General features: G+C 39.4%; 15 protein-coding genes. 1 reads left to right on the top strand and 14 read right to left on the bottom strand.

Annotated elements, in window-relative coordinates; genetic code table 11:
• Positions 1–220 precede the first annotated feature (220 nt).
• Positions 221–1,906: a choline dehydrogenase gene (betA, locus tag D569_RS0110625; protein ID WP_018932397.1), complete on the bottom strand. Its 1,686-nt coding sequence runs from the start codon at positions 1,904–1,906 to the stop codon at positions 221–223.
• 61 nt (positions 1,907–1,967) lie between these two features.
• Positions 1,968–3,434, bottom strand: a complete 1,467-nt coding sequence (gene betB, locus D569_RS0110620) for a betaine-aldehyde dehydrogenase (RefSeq protein ID WP_018932396.1) — start codon at positions 3,432–3,434, stop codon at positions 1,968–1,970.
• Positions 3,435–3,645: 211 nt separating this feature from the next.
• Here betB and cudC point away from each other — a divergent pair, with 211 nt between their 5' ends.
• On the top strand, positions 3,646–4,221 hold the full coding sequence (gene cudC, locus D569_RS0110615; RefSeq protein WP_018932395.1) for a choline uptake/conversion transcriptional regulator CudC: 576 nt from the start codon (positions 3,646–3,648) through the stop codon (positions 4,219–4,221).
• A gap of 146 nt (positions 4,222–4,367) precedes the next feature.
• On the opposite strand, the gene D569_RS22795 is transcribed toward cudC, so the two are convergent.
• The 12 genes from D569_RS22795 to pcrB form a co-directional block, all read right to left on the bottom strand.
• On the bottom strand, positions 4,368–4,703 hold the full coding sequence (locus D569_RS22795) for a ribosomal eL19 family protein (protein WP_018932394.1): 336 nt from the start codon (positions 4,701–4,703) through the stop codon (positions 4,368–4,370).
• A gap of 245 nt (positions 4,704–4,948) precedes the next feature.
• Entirely contained in the window at positions 4,949–5,929 is a 981-nt protein-coding gene (locus D569_RS0110605; protein WP_018932393.1) for a tRNA dihydrouridine synthase, read from the bottom strand.
• Between the two features lie 281 nt (positions 5,930–6,210).
• Complete coding sequence (locus D569_RS0110600; protein WP_018932392.1) at positions 6,211–6,708, bottom strand: YehS family protein; 498 nt, start codon at positions 6,706–6,708, stop codon at positions 6,211–6,213.
• Between the two features lie 63 nt (positions 6,709–6,771).
• Entirely contained in the window at positions 6,772–8,151 is a 1,380-nt protein-coding gene (rlmD, locus tag D569_RS0110595; protein WP_018932391.1) for a 23S rRNA (uracil(1939)-C(5))-methyltransferase RlmD, read from the bottom strand.
• A 192-nt stretch (positions 8,152–8,343) separates the two neighbouring features.
• On the bottom strand, positions 8,344–9,258 hold the full coding sequence (locus D569_RS0110590) for a diacylglycerol kinase (RefSeq protein WP_018932390.1): 915 nt from the start codon (positions 9,256–9,258) through the stop codon (positions 8,344–8,346).
• 267 nt (positions 9,259–9,525) lie between these two features.
• The gene (gene gatB, locus D569_RS0110580) at positions 9,526–10,959 is read right to left on the bottom strand and encodes an Asp-tRNA(Asn)/Glu-tRNA(Gln) amidotransferase subunit GatB (RefSeq protein ID WP_018932388.1); all 1,434 of its coding nucleotides are present in this window, start codon (positions 10,957–10,959) and stop codon (positions 9,526–9,528) included.
• Entirely contained in the window at positions 10,959–12,428 is a 1,470-nt protein-coding gene (gene gatA / locus D569_RS0110575) for an Asp-tRNA(Asn)/Glu-tRNA(Gln) amidotransferase subunit GatA (RefSeq protein ID WP_018932387.1), read from the bottom strand. The genes gatB and gatA overlap by 1 nt, the downstream gene beginning before the upstream one ends.
• A 12-nt stretch (positions 12,429–12,440) precedes the next feature.
• Entirely contained in the window at positions 12,441–12,731 is a 291-nt protein-coding gene (gene gatC / locus D569_RS0110570) for an Asp-tRNA(Asn)/Glu-tRNA(Gln) amidotransferase subunit GatC (protein ID WP_018932386.1), read from the bottom strand.
• A gap of 250 nt (positions 12,732–12,981) precedes the next feature.
• Complete coding sequence (locus D569_RS0110565; RefSeq protein WP_018932385.1) at positions 12,982–14,151, bottom strand: CamS family sex pheromone protein; 1,170 nt, start codon at positions 14,149–14,151, stop codon at positions 12,982–12,984.
• Positions 14,151–16,163: an NAD-dependent DNA ligase LigA gene (gene ligA / locus D569_RS0110560; protein WP_018932384.1), complete on the bottom strand. Its 2,013-nt coding sequence runs from the start codon at positions 16,161–16,163 to the stop codon at positions 14,151–14,153. The genes D569_RS0110565 and ligA overlap by 1 nt, the downstream gene beginning before the upstream one ends.
• An 18-nt stretch (positions 16,164–16,181) precedes the next feature.
• Positions 16,182–18,425 carry a DNA helicase PcrA gene (gene pcrA / locus D569_RS0110555; protein ID WP_018932383.1) on the bottom strand — a complete coding sequence of 748 codons (2,244 nt, stop codon included), beginning with the start codon at positions 18,423–18,425 and terminating at the stop codon, positions 16,182–16,184.
• Positions 18,426–18,440: 15 nt separating this feature from the next.
• Positions 18,441–19,121: a heptaprenylglyceryl phosphate synthase gene (gene pcrB, locus D569_RS0110550; RefSeq protein WP_018932382.1), complete on the bottom strand. Its 681-nt coding sequence runs from the start codon at positions 19,119–19,121 to the stop codon at positions 18,441–18,443.
• Between the last annotated feature and the right edge of the window lie 57 nt (positions 19,122–19,178).

Raw genomic sequence — 19,178 nt, 5'->3', positions numbered from 1 at the left:
ACCTTGCTATAGACAACTGTATAAATAGAGCAATAACCGCTCCTCCTGGAATACCTTGTTCTCTTCCTTGGATATAAGTCTTTATCCAAGGAACGTGATACTTGTCCAAGTAAAAAGAGCATTAAATTGCTTTGTTTTGCAATTTAATGCTCTAGTTCTATTTCAAAAAAAGGGGGGAATATATTAAATATAAGTGCTTCTTATAGAAACATTATTTGTCTTAGCGATTAACTGTTCCTGCATCGGCTGGATCAATGCCATGACGATAATAATCAGCATGAATCGGCTCCAGTGGTTTACGTCCAAGGATTAAGTCAGCTGCTTTTTCCGCCAACATCAATACAGGAGCATGGATATTACCATTAGTAACGTAAGGCATTGCAGATGCATCAGCAACTCTTACATTGTCAAGTCCATGGACTTTCATTGTATTCGGATTTACGACTGCCATCGGGTCTGAAGCTGGCCCCATTTTTGTCGTGCAGGACGGGTGCAGTGCAGTCTCCGCATCTTTCGCCACCCAATCTAAAATCTCTTCATCTGTTTGAACAGAAGAACCAGGGGAGATTTCTCCAGAATTATATGGTGCCATCGCTGGCTGAGATAAAATATTTCGAGAAACTCGAATTGCTTCAACCCATTCACGTCGATCCTGTTCGGTTGAAAGGTAGTTATAAACCATACTTGGATGGTCTTTAGGATCATTTGAACGAATCTTTAATGACCCTCGAGCATCAGAATACATAGGTCCAACATGTACTTGGAATCCATGATCTGTTTCTGCTTTTTGTCCATCATATCTTACTGCTACCGGAAGGAAATGAAACATCAAATTTGGATAGTCGACATCTTCATTCGAACGGACAAACCCTCCACCTTCAAAATGGTTCGTTGCTGCTGGACCTTTGCGACCGAATATCCACTGCAAACCAACCCAAGGCATCCGCCATAACTTCAAGTTAGGCTGTTCAGATACTGGTTGCGGACAAGCGTGTTGGATATAAACTTCAAGATGGTCCTGAAGGTTTTCGCCAACACCAGGAAGGTTCACTTTCGGTTTGACACCGACTGAACGTAAATGCTCTGCATCACCCACACCTGATAATTGTAATAGTTGTGGCGTATTAATCGCACCACCTGCAAGGATCACCTCACCTGCTTTCACTTGATGCATTTTCCCGTTGCGTCGATATGTCACACCCTCTGCTCGTTCACCATTTATGTCAATATTGGTAACGAAAGCACGTGTTCTTATCGTAAGATTGTTACGGTGCTTGTATGGGTGTAAATATGCACGTGAAGCAGACATCCTTCTACCTTTATACACATGCTTATCAAATGGTCCGAATCCTTCTTGACGATAACCATTTACATCAGGTGTTCGATTGTACCCTGCTTGGACAGCTGCATCAAAAAATGCTTGGAACAATGGATTTTTAGCTGGACCGCGTTCCAATTTAATCGGACCATCATGACCACGAAGGTCATCATCTGGATCTGCTGCTAATGCATTTTCCAAACGTTTAAAATATGGAAGACAGTGCGCAAAATCCCATGTTTCCATACCGGGATCGGCTCCCCATCGTTCATAGTCCTTGGGATTACCTCGCTGATAAATCATACCATTAATCGAACTTGAACCTCCAAGTACCTTACCACGAGCATGCTTAATTCGTCGACCACCCATATAAGGTTCAGGGTCAGATTCATATTTCCAGTCGTACAAGCTTTTCCCTGATGGGAATGGCAATGCTGCTGGCATTTGAATCAATAAATCCCATGGATAGTCACTACGTCCTGCCTCTAATATAAGAACACTCTTTGTTCCGTCTTCACTTAGGCGGTTACCGAGTACAGAACCTGCACTTCCACCGCCAATGACTACATAGTCAAATCTTTCACTCATTCTAAGAACCTCCTTATTTAAATATAAAATGAGCATATTCAAACGAAATTCAGTTATATCATTATTTAAACCAATCAAGTGGCTCTGGATTGAGATTACGGTAAATATGTTTCGTTTCTGTGTACTCTTCCAATCCCATTTTGCCTAACTCACGTCCAATTCCTGATTGTTTATATCCACCCCATGGAGCCTGTGCGAAATATGGATGGAAATCGTTAATCCAGACTGTCCCCATTCGTAATGTAGACGCAACACGTTCTGCTTTATCAACATCAGTCGTCCATACTGCACCGGCAAGGCCATAGATCGTGTCATTAGCCAGACGTACTGCTTCTTCTTCATCTTTAAAACGTTCGACCGTTAGGACAGGGCCAAATACTTCCTCCTGTACAATGCGCATATCGGAATGACAATCGATTAAAATAGTAGGCAAATAAAAGAAGCCGTTTTGCAGTTCGGGATCATCTGGACGAGAACCACCAACCAAGACTTTGGCTCCTTCTTGTTTTCCAATTTCTACGTATTTTTCAACTTTTGCTCGATGTTCTTCTGAAATTAATGGACCAGACTGCGTTTCGTCATTAAATCCGTTACCTAATTTAATCCGTTTAGCTCTTTCAGCAAGTGCTTCGACAAAGCGATCATGAATCGAATCTTCTACGAGCAATCTAGCTCCTGCAGAACAAACCTGACCAGCATGGAAGAAAACAGCATTTAAGGCTTGATCAAGTGCCGTATCGAAATCAGCGTCGGCAAATACAATGTTCGGATTTTTCCCTCCAAGTTCGAGTGCAATCTTCTTCACATTGCCACTTGCCGTCTGCATAATCTTCTTACCTGTATCAATTCCACCTGTAAAAGATATGAGGTCAACGTCATGGCTTTCTGCTAGCTCGTTACCTACTGTCGCACCTTTACCGAGAACAAGGTTAACTACACCATCTGGAAAACCGACTTCTTCCATTAATTCTGTCACTTTAATCGTTGTTAACGGTGTGATCTCACTTGGTTTCATTACAATCGTATTTCCTGCAGCAAGCGCAGGAGCAATTTTCCAAGCTGCTTGTAAAAGTGGGTAATTCCATGGCGTGATTTGACCGCAAACTCCGACCGGTTCGCGGACCACTTTACTTTGGCTATTCGGAATCGGTGAATCAATGATTTCTCCACCGTCTTTATCAGCTAACCCAGCAAAATAACGAAAAACCTCCGCGATATCAGCCATATCTGCACGGCTTTCTTCAATCGTTTTGCCAGTATCAAGAGATTCAAGCTCTGCTAGTTCTTCACTATCTCTTTCTATTAATTCAGCGATTTGGAGTACTTTTTTACCTCGTTCATTAGCAGGGGTATTCCTCCAATCACCATGATCAAAGGCTTCACGTGCTGCAGAGATTGCTAGTTTTGCATCTTCAGCGTTCCCTTCAGCGACTGTTGCAATAATTTCCTGATTGAACGGGTTGATGATGCTCCTACTTTCACCGGTGCGAGCCTCATTCCATTCCCCGTTGATGAACATTTTTTTCATATATTTCTCCCCCTAACATTAATTTTGTTAAATTATTTTTTAACGTTTTTAACATTTTAAATATACCATAGTGTTTTTTCTTTGTAAACCAGTGGCTATCTTCGGTTAAATAATTTTTGACATTCACACAAGATAAGTTATAGTTGAAATTAAAGTAGTTAAATTCATATTTAACCATTTAAATTTTACTAATAGGAAATGAGGGATATCATTGGAAGATGAAAAACAGCAAAAAGCAGAAGAATTGCTTGAAGATGCTGAGCGCTTAGTCATTGACTCGATTGCCGAAACAATGGATCTATACGGCGTCACACCATCCATTGGAAGATTATACGCAACTATGTATTTCAAGCATGATCCTTTGACTCTTGATGATATGAAAAACGACCTTGGAATGAGTAAACCGAGCATGAGTACAGCAGTCCGTAAGTTACAAGATATCAACATTGTAAAGAAAGTTTGGAGAAGAGGTTCTCGTAAAGATTTATTTATGGCCGAGAAAAATTTCTTCCAATATTTTTCCCATTTCTTTGGGGATAAATGGGAAAGAGAAGCAAAATTAAATCTTTCGTCCATCAATGATGCTATAGAAAAACTGCAGGAAGTCCTTAATATGGAGGAAATCGATGTAGAAATGAAACGTCGAGCTGAACAAGATATACAGCAACTCACGGAATATAGGAACTATTGTCACTGGTTGGAGAGACTTGTTGAATCCGTTGAATCTGGTGAGATTTTTGAGTTCTTACCGATTGAGGATACGGATAGTAAGCGTGATGAGTCATAAAAATGAAAACGAGGCTTGGACATAACGAATACATTCCAAGCTAGAGACGAACGTCGGAAAGAAATCTAACTTATTTAAATGAATTTTATTTGTTCGAAGTAACATAATATCCTTAATCATATTTTCGAAATATATAGTGACGATAACTACCACTCCCTTCCCGGAATATAGGTGATTATCCCCGGAAGAGAAGACTTTTTCCTCGGAGCAGAGGTGGCACTTCCGGGGATATCTCCTTCCCTTCCCGGGATATTGGCGATTATCCCCGGAAGAGGGGATTTTTTCCTCGGAACAGGGGTGGCGCTTCCGGGGATATCTCCTTCCCTTCCGGGGATATTGGCGATTATCCCCGGAAAAGAGGACTTTTTCCTCGGAACAGGGGTGGCGTTTCCGGGGATATCTCCTTCCGTTGGTTTGAACGATAACATAGAAAACAATACGAATATAATTTTTGTTCGAATAAATATTGTACTTGTTCCCAACGAAGTATTCTGCTGGATCGTTTCGTCAACTTTCTCCAATGAAGAATAAGGACAGTAAATCCATTCACGTTACTGCGCAGTTTATGTTTTAGCCGTTATAAAAATCTTAAGCTCGCATTAAAAAAGACCCGAACTACTCCATTTGTTATGGAATTCAAGTTCGGGTCTTTATTTGTGATCTAGATACTTGTGTCTAGCATCGTGCTAACATCACCTTTGTTTGAACCTTGAATGAAGAAACACTACTAACTCTCGACCCCTTCAAGATTCTTTAACTCAAATTTATCGAGCAATGCACGCACTTCATCAGTTGACTCTGTATCCATTAACTGATTTCGTAATTCACTTGCCCCACGAAATCCACGGACATAAATCTTGAAAAAGCGACGAAGAGGTTTAAACAAACGTGGTTCTACTTTTGAATATTTATCAAAAAGATCCAGATGTAATCTCAAAAGATCGAGCAATTCTTTACTACTCGGATCTCTTGGTTCCTTTTCAAAGGCAAATGGATTATGAAAAATACCACGTCCAATCATCACCCCATCAACACCATATTGCTCGACAAGTTTCAATCCGGTTTGACGATCCGGGATATCGCCATTGATTGTCAAAAGTGTATTTGGTGCCACTTGATCACGAAGTTTCTTTATTTCCGGGATTAATTCCCAATGGGCATCAACTTTACTCATTTCCTTTTTGGTACGGAGATGAATAGAAAGATTAACAATGTCTTGTTTCAAGATATGTGTGAGCCAATCGCGCCATTCTTCCACGTACGTATAACCAAGCCTTGTCTTCACACTTACAGGTAATCCCCCTGCTTTCGCTGCTTGTATGATATCTGCTGCAACTTCTGGACGACGGATCAAGCCACATCCTTTGCCACTTTTTGTGACATTAGGTGCTGGACAACCCATATTGATATCGACACCCTTAAACCCTTCTTTCGCCATACCAATGCTCATTTCCCGAAAGTATTCAGGCTTGTCTCCCCAAATATGAGCGACCATTGGCTGTTCATCCTCTGTAAATGTCAAACGCCCACGCACACTTTGTTTTCCGTCTGGATGACAATAACTTTCCGTATTGGCAAACTCGGTAAAAAACACATCCGGTCTAGCTGCTTCACTCACTACATGACGAAAAACAACATCTGTCACATCTTCCATTGGTGCTAATATAAAAAACGGTCGTGGTAATTCACGCCAAAAATTTTCTGTCATAATTAAAATCCTTTCGTTATCGGGGATAAGACTTATCCTTATCTCAAAAATTAAAAAAGCAAAATTTCTTTTGCTTCTTTTATACTTATACCATGTTTAAGTACCTTTAATCAAACTGATCGCAATAGTTTATTTTTAACCTCCTATTTTCAACTTTTTTCGGAAGTTAAAATATATATTGGTAAAAATATAGAATGAAAGAACCCTGAATCCGCAAAAAAATATTTACGAAATCAGGGTCGGACTAGTAAATAGAGTATTTTTTAGTTAGACACTTTCCCTCATCCCCTATACCTAACAGCCAATCCCTTCAAAAAATTACGTGCATATTTATCTCCACATTCTTTGAAATGCTTATGTCCCTGTTTTCTTAATAAGGCTCCTAATTCACTTTTGGAAATAGTCACGCCTACCCCTTTTAATATTTCAATAATATCCTCACTTGTTAATGTTAGTGCTATTTTTAACTTTTTTAAAACGATGTTATTAACAGGTTCGTTAGATAGTGGAGGTCTTTCGGGTTGCCCTGGTTTTGGCTCTTGTTTCCCTCTTTTAGAAATGATTAAGCCGTTTAAAAATAATTCCAAATTCTTATTATTTACATTTATACTCTCATCATCTTCAATATCATAATCGTAAACATCTTTTGGTTTTGTAAGCATTTTTTGGACTTCTTCTATTGTTACTTCCATACCACCAAGTTTAAAAATCTCTACCATATCTTTATCTTTAATATCTAATGCATATCTTAATCTAATTAATATATCGTTATTAGTCATCTATAAACCTCCTACATTGGAAAAGAATGAGCATCACCTCTTACAGTGTACTTGTATCTTTTTTTACATTTTCCGTTCCAACCAGCAAACATTCTCAATATGAGTTGTTTGAGGAAACATATCAACCGGCTGCACTTCTTTTGTCTCATATCCACCATCTTCTAAAATCCGCAAATCTCTTGCTAACGTAGATGGATTACATGAAACATAAACTATTCGTTTTGGCTTCATCTCTAGCATTGCTTCTAGTAATGCTTCATCACAGCCTTTTCTTGGTGGGTCCACCACAATAACATCAGGCTGAAGCCCTTGTGCTTGCCACCATGGCATTACTTTTTCTGCTTGTCCTACGAAAAATTCTGCATTGTCAATATGATTTAGCTTTGCATTTTCTTTGGCATCACTTACTGCCTCTGGTACGATTTCGACACCATATACTTTTTTCGCCTTCTTTGCTAAAAATAACGAGATTGTTCCAATACCACAATAGGCATCAATCACGGTTTCATTTCCTGATAGGTTTGCATATTCTAAAGCTTGGTCATATAATTTTTTTGTTTGTGGCGGGTTTACTTGATAGAATGATTTAGCAGAGATGGCAAACTTAATATCTCCAATCTGGTCATAAATATATTCTTCTCCCCATAGCACTTTCGTTTTCTTACCAATAATCACGTTGGTACGATCAGGATTAATATTTTGGACGATCGATTTAACATGAGGATTTGTTTCCGTTATTTCCTTGATTAATGTGTCTAACCCATTTACTTTTTCTTTTTTTGTTACTAATACGACCATTGTCTGCTTTGTTTCTTGGCCAGACCTCACCATAATATGTCGTAAAATACCGCGATTATTTTTCTCATCATAAGCTGGAATCCCTAATCGATTAGCAATTTCACGAACCGCCTCTACCATGCGGTCATTTACTTCATCCGTGATGATACAGCGAGCCATATCATCAATGATTTCATGACTTCTTTTTCGATAAAAACCTGTAATTAATTCACCATTTTTCGATCCTACTGGTATTTGAACTTTGTTACGGTATCGCCAAGGGTCCTCCATACCAATCGTTGGATGAATCGGGATATCTTCAATATGTCCGATCTTTTTCAAAGCGCTTTGTACTTGATTTCGTTTCATGTCGAGTTGCATCTCATAACTCATATGCTGCAACTGACAACCACCACATTGATAATACACATTACACGGTGGTTTGACACGATCTTCACTTTCCTCTGTCACTTCGATTAATCGACCAAATCCGAAATTCTTCTTGACCTTAATTACTTTCACTTCAGCTTTTTCACCAGGTAATCCATAAGGAACAAAAAGTGGGTAGCCGTCTATCTTGCCAACTCCAGCACCTTCGTGAGTTATATCTTCAAAGGTTAATTCGATTGTTTGATTTTTTGTTACAGGTGGGGTTGTTTTTGTCATAATATCAACGTCCTTTTTCTCAGGTAAAATGTCTTCATTCGTCAGTCGACACTCTCTCTTATCATATGTTGTCCAAATTTTATCATAGCTAATGACAAATAGGAAATTTCCGTGTCTAATTTAATCATTTCCTGGGAAATATTTTATCGAAAAATAAAAGGTACACTCTCCGACAGAATGCACCATTTTTAACTATTCAATTTTTGCTTGTTTTTCGATAAATCCCTCGGAAACAAAAAATTCAATATGCTGATACAAGTTTTCAAATTCTCCAGGTAACAGACCGCCGTACTCTCCGTCTAGATTAAGCTGCATTTTTTCCTCAGTATGGACTTTAATCCGGTTCGCTCTCGTGTAAAAGATATTTTTATCGTCTAGGTGGGCACCTTTAGTAGCAAGGCTAGCAATGCGAACAAATTCGGCTAGATTCGTCTTGCGAAGTATGACTAAATCAAAATACCCGTCATCCATTTTAGCTTCTGGAGCAATCTTCTCAAAGCCGCCTACCGAGTTGGTATTAGAGACAAGGAAAAGCATGATCTCATCGTCAAACCATTTTCCATCATACTCAATTTGAACTTTGGTTGGTTTTAATGATGGAAGCATCTCTATCCCTTTCAAATAATAAGCGAGCTGGCCGAGCATCGTTTTTAATTTGCTTGGGACTTCATAGGTTAATTCTGTTAACTTGCCGCCACCAGCAATATTCATGAAGTAATGATCATTTACTTTACCGATATCAAGCTTGCAAGTATGATGCTCAAGGATCACACTAACAGCTTTCTGGATCTCACGAGGAATCCCCAGTGCTCTGGCGAAATCATTGGTTGTCCCAACTGGAATAATCGCTAGCTGTGGCCGATATTCCTGCTCTGCCATGCCATGAATGACTTCATTAATGGTACCATCCCCACCTGCAGCAATTATCAAATCAAATTTACGATCTACTGCAATTTTCGCAGCGTTTGTCGCATCACCTTCACATTTAGTCGCGTGGGCTGATGTTTCATATCCAGCTTCTTCCAAACGCCTCAATACCTCTGGCAGCTCCTTTTTGAAAGCCTCACGACCTGACGTTGGATTATAGATAATGCGTGCACGTTTCATACTCATTCTCCTCTAAGTGTTACATCCTACCTTAATCATAATCATTTTGGATAAAAATGCAAATCTTTACTCAAAATGATAACATGAATTTTTTATGGCCACTTTTAACCAATTTATGGCCACTTTCAAGGATTTTATGGTCACTTTTCGTACTTTTATGGTCACTTTTTTTCATTTTATGGCCACTTTCGACGATTATATGGTCACTTATAAATATATCAATTAAATAGAAGGCTGTGCGATGGAACACAGCCTTCCTCATTCATATTATCTTTTTTCGATTTCTTCTTTGATGATCTTGTTAACCATCGGTGGGTTGGCTTGTCCTTTTGTTGCTTTCATGGTTTGACCAACAAGGAAACCAAGGGCTTTGTCTTTACCATTTTTGAAATCGATGATCGATTGTTCATTTTCGTCAAGGATTCCTGTGATGATCTCGCGAAGTTGACCTTCATCAGAGATTTGTACAAGGCCTTTATCTTTGACGATTTTTTCTGGGTCTCCACCATTTTCTACAAGCTCTGCGAAGACTTTTTTCGCCATTTTAGAGGAAATCGTACCATCCTCAATTAGCTGAATCATTTTCGCAAGGGCTGCTGGTGTCATCTTTAAGTCTTGGATTTCGACTTGTTGTTTGTTCATATAGGCGGAAACTTCACCCATGAGCCAGTTAGATGCTTGTTTTACATCTGCACCTGCTTCAATCGCTTCTTCAAAGAAGTCAGACATTTCTTTTGTGCTTGTTAATACACCTGCGTCATAAGCGGGCAGGTCCAACTCTTTCACATAACGCTCACGGCGAGCATCTGGTAATTCTGGAATTTCAGCACGGATGCGTTCTTTCCATGCATCATCAATATATAGTGGAACAAGATCTGGTTCTGGGAAATAACGATAGTCATCAGAACCTTCTTTGACACGCATTAATATAGTTTCCTTCTTTTGCTCATCGTAACGACGAGTTTCCTGAAGGATTTCGCCTCCGTTTAGTAATACTTCACGTTGACGTTTTTCTTCAAATTCCAACCCTTTTTGTACAAAAGAGAAAGAGTTTAAGTTTTTCAATTCTGTCTTTGTACCGAATTCTTCTTGCCCTACTGGACGGATCGAGATGTTGGCGTCACAACGTAGAGAACCTTCTTCCATCTTACAGTCAGATACACCTGTATATTGAATAATGTTTTTTAGTTTTTCCAAGTAAGCATATGCTTCTTCTGGAGTACGGATATCTGGTTCGGATACAATCTCTACTAGTGGTGTACCTTGACGGTTATAATCCACTAACGAATAACCGTCATCACCATGCGTTAGCTTTCCTGCATCTTCTTCTAAGTGAAGACGAGTGATACCGATTTTTTTCTTTTCTCCGTTAACTTCAATTTCAATCCAACCATTTTCCCCGATTGGTTGATCAAATTGGGAAATTTGGTAAGCTTTCGGGTTGTCTGGATAGAAGTAGTTTTTACGGTCGAACTTTGTATTTGTTGCGATGTCACAATTGATTGCCATCGCTGCTTTCATCGCGTAGTTTACTGCTTCTTCATTTAAAACAGGTAATACACCTGGGTATCCTAAGTCGATTGGGTTTACGTTCGCATTCGGCTCTGAACCAAATGCATTCGGACTTGGACTAAAGATTTTAGACGCCGTTTTTAGCTCGACGTGTACCTCTAAACCAATAACTGTTTCAAAATTTGTCATTACCTGTCACCTCCTAAATTAGGACGTTTCTTATGATGATCTGTTGCCTGCTCATATGCATAAGCCGTGCGATAGATCGTTGCCTCATCAAAGTGTCTGCCAATAATTTGTAATCCTATTGGTAAGCCTTCACTTGAGAATCCACAAGGGATCGACATACCCGGGAGTCCGGCAAGGTTTACAGGTGTTGTTAAAACATCATCTGTATACATCGTTAATGGATCATCGATTTTCTCTCCGATTTTATAAGCTGGTGTTGGAGTTGTTGGTCCAATTACTACATCATACTCGTCAAAGATTTTTTCGAAGTCATTTTTAATCAATGTACGTACTTTTTGAGCTTTTTTGTAGTAAGCATCGTAATAACCGGAGCTTAATGCAAAGGTACCAAGCATAATACGACGTTTCACTTCGTCACCAAAGCCTTCTGCACGAGATTCTTTGAACATATCAATCATGTCAACATTTTTCTCTGTACGTTTACCGTAGCGAACTCCATCGAAACGTGCTAGGTTGGCACTTGCTTCTGATGCGGCTAGTAAGTAATAAGCTGCAACCGCATATTTAGAGTGTGGTAACGAAACTTCTTCCCATGTTGCACCTAATTCTTCATATTGTTTTAACGCTGCAAGTACCGCTTCTTTTACTTCTGGGTCAACCCCTTCTTGTAAATACTCCTTCGGTACCGCAATACGTAAGCCTTTCACATCTTCTTTAAATGCATCACCATAGTTTGGAATATTTACATTAGCAGAAGTGGAATCCATGTTGTCATGACCAACAATCGCTTGTAACAAGTGTGCATTATCTTCTACTGTTCTTGTAATTGGTCCAATTTGATCGAGAGATGATGCGAACGCTACAAGACCAAAACGAGATACAAGACCATATGTAGGTTTCATACCAACCACACCACAGAATGCTGCTGGTTGACGAATGGAACCACCCGTATCAGACCCTAGTGAGAAAAATACTTCTCCTGCTGCTACAGCTGCTGCCGAACCACCACTAGAACCACCAGGAACATAATCTGTATTCCAAGGATTGCGAGTATTTTCATAGCTGGAGTTCTCTGTTGAAGAACCCATCGCAAACTCGTCCATGTTTAATTTCCCGATGTTAACTGTATTTTCTTTATTTAATTTCTGGATAACCGTTGCATCATACAATGGGTCATTCAAGTTATCAAGGATTTGACTCGCACAAGTAGTTCGTAATCCTTTTGTTACGATATTATCTTTGATTCCGATTGGCATCCCGTATAGAACCGATGCATCGGAGCCTAATTTTTCATCTAATGCTTTTGCTTGTTTCTTTGCTTCTTCTTCATTTAATGTCAAAAATGCTTTGACTTGATCATCTACTTCATTAATTCGGTTATATGAAGCTTCGACAAGATCACTAACAGTAATTTCCTTGTTATGTAGCTTTTCTTGTAATTCTTTTAACGTATAATCAAACAGTGACAAAAGAAACCCTCCTTATTCAAGAATTGATGGCACACGGAATTGACCATCTTTTTGATCTGGTGCATTCTTTAATGCATCTTCTTTCTTAATCCATTCTTTCGGCTCATCTTTACGCATTACATTTTTTAAATCTAAAACGTGAGTAGTCGGCTCGACGTTATCGGTATCTAACTCGTTTAATAGCTCTGCATAATTGATGATATCTCCTAATTGTTGAGTAAATGTTTCTACTTCTTCCTCTGTTAATGCTAGACGTGCTAGATTGGCAACGTGTTTTACTTGTTCTTTTGAGATTTCTGTCATATTGCTTCACCTCCATATATAGTTGAAAATCATTCATTTATTAGTAAATCCATAATGGTTACCACAGTGCTAAACGTCTGTAAGCCCCCACTTTAAGCTTCCCGTAACAACATGAAAGCCAAGTGGGGGTTATTAGATGCTAACACCCTGATAAGTTTCGCTAATAATCAATGGGGGAAATTCCCCACTGATCATATTCTCACTTTATTCTACCATTAATCCTATCTTTGCAAAACTTTTTTGAATAGAATTAACGGTAGATATGGACAAACCCTTCCTCTTCTCCTGCCTTTCTTACAATTAAGGCTTCTTGTTTATCTCCGGAAGTAATATTTACCTCTAATTGATAATCGCTAGGAAAGCCTGATAATACAAGTCCATATGCATATTGGGTAAAACCAATTAACTCGGCCTTTCCGTAAAATGAAACCGGAATTTCCACTGTTAATTTACGTAGCTCACCATTTTGGAAAAAGCCTTTTCCGATTACGCTGACATAGTTAGGAAAATACGAAGCGATATCTGACTCAAAGTCAACTAATGTCGCCCATACATCCGGATACGTATTTTCACCATAATTAGATGGGAACAAGACATTCTCTTCATTTAATTCTTGCCAATCACCAACAGATGAACTGTCACCAGCGACATTTGTCTTAGCTACAAAGTTACCAGGGACAAGGGAATTTTGTGACTCTTCACGGAAGATCGTTAACATGATTGGGACATTTCCCAACCCTTCCATCTGACGAATTCGTTGTACTACTTCATCCGCTATTTCCTCTGCTTCTGACCGCATATCACTTTCTGATATCTCTTCTTCATAATAGGGGGAGTATGTACCGTCATCAAATTGTGTTCGAAAACGATAAACTGATTTCATCGCGATTCCGATTGAAATTCCTGCTAACTCTACAGAATCATCCTCTGTCTTTCTTAAATAATTTTGTTCCAAAATGTGTGACAAGTATTTTGGATTGTCTTTTTCTTCTTCTATTAACTCATCATCGTCTTTAGATTCGTCTGCTTCAGGGTTCAATCCCTGTGGGTTATCCTCTTCATCATAGCGATCTAACCACTGATATAATATGTTATCAGTCAAATATTGACCTTCTTGAAAGTAATAAGTATCTGGATCATATACTTCCATCGAGTGACGACGTAATCCTTCTTCGAGTTCATCGATATCAAGTCGATTTGCCACTTGGTTCGTAATCACACCTCTTGCCTGACTTAAATTAGAGTCAATCAATACCCGATAATTATCTTCCAAATTATATTTTGGAACAATCGCTGTCTCTTCTAACGATTCATCGTCGATACTTTCATCAATTACGGTTTCCTCCTGTTCTCCAAAATCAGGTGCACAACCGGCTAAAACTAATACAACGATGAAGAGGCTAGCTAGTATTTGTTTCATTATGCTTCCTCCTCTAATACTTCTTGGAGTTTTGCCTCATCCCAAACTTCAACCTCTAATTTTTTCGCTTTATCTAATTTAGATCCAGCATCTTCTCCAGCAATCAGCAAATCTGTCTTTTTACTTACGCTACCTGTAACATTACCGCCAAGTGCTTCAATTTGCTGCTTCGCTTCCTGTCTAGTATAGATTGCTAATTTACCTGTTAAGACAACAGTCTTACCTGAAAAAGGACTGTCCGCTGCCGCTTCATTTACTTTAGGTCCTTGGTAGGTGAGGTTTAAGCCTAAATCTTTCAACTCGGAAATAAGCTGCTTTACTTGATCATCTTCAAAATAATGAACAATCGAATCCGCCATTTTATCGCCGATTTCATCAATCGCAATTAAATCTTCAAAGCTTGCTTGCTGCAGACGGTCCATTGTTTCAAAATGTTCTGCTAATGTTTTTGCTGCTTTGGAACCAACAAAACGTATACCTAGACCAAAGAGCAACCGTTCCAATGAGTTTTGTTTCGAATTTTCGATCGCAGTTAACAAATTCTCCACAGATTTTTCACCCATACGCTCTAGTTTCAATAATTCTTCACGCTCTAACCGGTAAAGATCGGCAATGGTGTGAATATATTCAGCGTGGAAAAGTTGCTCTATAACTTTTTCTCCAAGTCCGTCGATATTCATCGCAAGCCTTGAAACAAAGTGAATCAAACCTTCTTTTAATTGCGCCGGACAATTTGGGTTAATGCACCTTAGTGCAACTTCTTCCTCTAAACGAACGAGTTCATCCCCACATGATGGACATGCTTCCGGCATCGCAAAAGGCTCCTGCTCCTCTGTTCGCATATCCTCGACTACTCGGACCACTTCAGGAATAATGTCACCAGCTTTTTTAATGACGACTGTATCCCCGATACGGATATCTTTCTCCTTGATTAAATCTTCATTATGCAATGATGCTCGTTGAACGGTAGTACCAGCCACTTTAACCGGCTCTAATATAGCTGTTGGTGTAACTACGCCGGTTCTGCCAACACTTAGTTCGATATCGGTAAGATTTGTCACCGCTTCTTCTGCTGGGAATTTATAAGCAATTGCCCAACGCGGACTTTTCGCTGTAAAGCCAAGCTGTTCTTGTGCTTCGAGATTATCTACCTTTATCACGATACCATCAATATCATAGGAAAGAGCAGCTCTTTTCTCTACCCATTCTTCGACATATTGAATCACTTCTTCAATACAATGACATTTTCGCCATTCTGGATTTGTTTTAAAACCTAATTCTTGAAGATAAGTGAGACGTTCACTATGTGTCTCTAATGAACCGGATTCCCATTCACCAACTGCATATAAGAAGATATCCAAATGACGTTTGGCCGCAATTTTCGGATCTAACTGACGTAATGAACCTGCCGCGGCATTTCGTGGATTGGCAAAAGGCTCTTCTCCATTTTTTTCACGTGCTTCATTTAAAGATACAAATGCTTTCTGTGGCATATACGCTTCCCCACGCACTTCAATCGGGGAATGATCCTTAATTCTAAGCGGAATACTTCTGATCGTTTTTAAGTTACTGGTAATATCCTCACCAGTTGTCCCATCGCCACGGGTCGCCCCTTGAACGAAAAGACCATCCTGATAACGTAGGGAAATCGCAAGCCCATCTATTTTCAATTCACAAACATACGTCACATCATCAGTCGCTAATCCTTCACGAACTCGGCGGTCAAAATCTTTTAGCTCTTCTTCATTAAAAGCATTACCTAAACTTAACATCGGTACACGATGGGTTACTTTTTCGAATTGTTCTAAAGGTTCTCCTCCAACACGTTGGGAAGGTGAGTCAGGTGTAATCAATTCAGGGAATTCTGCTTCTATTGCTTTCAATTCCTTCATTTTCGCATCATATTCCGCATCTGAAACACTCGGGTTATCTAACACATGGTATTGGTAGTTATATTCGGTTAATTCTTCTCTTAGCGCTACTAATTTCTGACGTGCTTCTTGTTCTGTCATTGGACGAACACCTCCTTTTTACACTTTCGTAATCGGGGCAAATTTGGCGAGTAGTCGTTTAATACCAGTTGGTGCAGGGAAAGCAATGTCTAATTCCATCGCATCACCAGAACCTTCCACTTTGACAACTGTTCCTTGTCCCCATTTTTTATGATTCGCTTTATCCCCTACATTCCAAGCCTCTTTTTCTCCGCCTGTTGTTTGGTTGACATTACGTATGGGTTGACGTTTCGGTTTTTCCGGCTGCTTTTCAAAAGGTAAATCCTGATCTTGAATCGCTATTTTATCCAAAGAGCCAAACCTCGATTGCTGCATTTCTTCTTTACCTTCTAATAAATCAGCCGGAATTTCATCAATAAAACGACTTATTGGGTTCATATTCGTTCGACCAAATAATGTCCGCATCTTCGCATGGGATACGTGAAGGAGCTCTTCAGCTCTAGTAATTCCTACATAAGCGAGGCGGCGCTCCTCCTGCATCTGCTCTTCATCCATCATCGACCGACTGTGTGGAAAAACACTCTCTTCCATACCAATCAGGAAGACAACAGGAAATTCTAACCCTTTCGCTGCGTGCAAAGTCATCATCGTGACACTGTCATCTGCTGTCGGATCATCATCCATCCGGTCAATATCTGAAATCAACGCTAAGTCTGTCAGGAAATTGACTAATGTTTTGTCCTCATTGGTTTCCTCAAAATGTTTCGTAACGGTTTTGAATTCTTCAATGTTTTCTAAACGTGTCTGTGCTTCAATGCTGCGTTCATTATGGAGCATTTCTTCGTAGCCTGTTTTTTCAATGACTTGTTCAACCATATCGGTTGCTGATAAAAATTCCTGCTGTTGTTCCCAGTTTTTGATCATTTGGCCAAACTCCATTAACGATTTTGCAGCTTTAGCACTGACACCGACAAAGTCTACTTCCTGCACGGCTGTGTATAAGGAAATATCATTTGCCGTAGCATATGCTTGGAGCTTGTCCATACTTGTTTTTCCTACACCTCGTTTTGGCACATTAACAACACGGACAAAGCTAATGTCATCATCTGGGTTGACGATCAAACGTAAGTAGGCGAGCAAATCTTTAATCTCCTTACGATCATAGAACTTCGTGCCTCCTACCATTTGATAGGGAATATTGGCTTTCATAAAGGTTTCCTCTATTGCACGGGATTGGGCATTCGTACGGTAAAGAATCGCTATATCTTTATGCTTATATTTGTTTTCCTTGATTAATTCTTCAATCCGCTCGGCAACAAATAATCCTTCTTCTCGTTCAGTAGATGCTTGGAAATAACGAATTTTGTTCCCGTCTTGGTTCTCTGTCCAGAGATTTTTCGGTTTTCTACCCATATTATTTTCAATAACTTGGTTGGCAGCCTGAAGAATCGATTTTGTTGAACGATAATTTTGTTCGAGCATGACAACACGGGCGGTTGGATAATCCTTTTCAAAGGAAAGGATATTAGAAATATCAGCACCACGCCATGCATAGATTGATTGATCGGAATCCCCAACCACACAGAGATTTTGAAAACGAGCTGCCAGCTGTTTGACTAGTGAATATTGAGCATGGTTAGTATCTTGGTACTCATCAACATGAATGTATTGAAAACGACGCTGATAGTACTCCAATACTTCCGGTACCCGTTTAAAAAGGTGAATCGTCTGCATAATTAAATCATCGAAATCCAGTGCTTGATTTTTCCGTAATCGCCGCTGATATTCGGTAAAAACTTCGGAAACTTGGCGATCAAAAAAGTTGTTTACTGATTCCGCAAATTTTTCAGGTGTTATTAGTTCGTTTTTCGCACTGCTGATCACACCTAGTATTGCTCTTGGTTCAAATTTTTTCGCATCAATATTTTTATCCTTTACGATATTTTTAATTACCGTTAGCTGATCACTGCTATCGAGTATCGAAAAGTTACGACTATATCCAATTCTATCAATATCTCTTCTCAGGATACGTACACACATCGAGTGGAAGGTTGATACCCACATATCCGCTCCATATGGTCCTACAAGTCCTGCAATTCTGTCTTTCATTTCACGTGCCGCTTTATTGGTAAACGTAATCGCTAAGATGTTTCTTGGTGAGACTTCCTTTTCATCTAATAAATAAGCAATACGGTGGGTTAGTACACGTGTTTTCCCACTTCCGGCACCAGCCATGATTAACAAGGGGCCTTCTGTATGCTGTACAGCCTCACGCTGTTCTTTATTTAATCCTTTTAACAAGTCGTGCATCATCCGACTCATTGTAACACCGTCCTTCTACTTTGTTACTTTAACCGTTTTTAATGCTTCTTTCGGATTATCATATAGTGCATTACCGACCACAATGATATCCGCATATTCGCTCATGACAGCGGCTTGTTCTTTTGTTTCAATCCCACCGCCATATATTAATTTCGTGTGCCCGAGTTCTTGACTGATCGATCGAACTAATGACGGATCACCATATGTACCACTATACTCTAAATAGAAAAAAGGCAAGCGGAATAAATGTTCTGCCATTCTTGCATAGGCTATTGCTTCATCTTGTGTCGGCAGCTTGCAGTCTGCATGCTGAAACACTTTGGATTCTTCATTCATAATACAGTAGCCTTCAGCAAACATTTCGTCCCAATTAATGATATCGCCATATTCTACTACTGCCTGATGTTGGACATCCATCATCCATTTTTTATCTTGACTGTTTAACACCAATGGTACGTAGTAATAATCATAACCTGGTGTTACCGATTCAATATTCGATATTTCTAAGATAACAGGCACTGTATGACGGCGAATTCTGCTTAATAATTGTAAGACGCCATCCAAGGTTACATCGTCTGTACCTCCGACCATGATCGCATCTGTTCCTGATTCACATATTTTATCTATCATTTCTTCAGAGATCTCTTTAGCTGGATCTAGCTTGAAGATATGTTTCCATTCGTCGATATTATACACCTTATAATCCTCCAATAATGACGATTCTATATCCATTATTTCATTATAGCAAAAATA

This window comes from Gracilibacillus lacisalsi DSM 19029, assembly GCF_000377765.1.
GTDB classification, from domain to species: domain Bacteria; phylum Bacillota; class Bacilli; order Bacillales; family Amphibacillaceae; genus Gracilibacillus; species Gracilibacillus lacisalsi.
The sequence above is the reverse complement of the archived record's forward strand: the minus strand, read 5'-3'. Positions and strand labels throughout refer to the sequence as shown.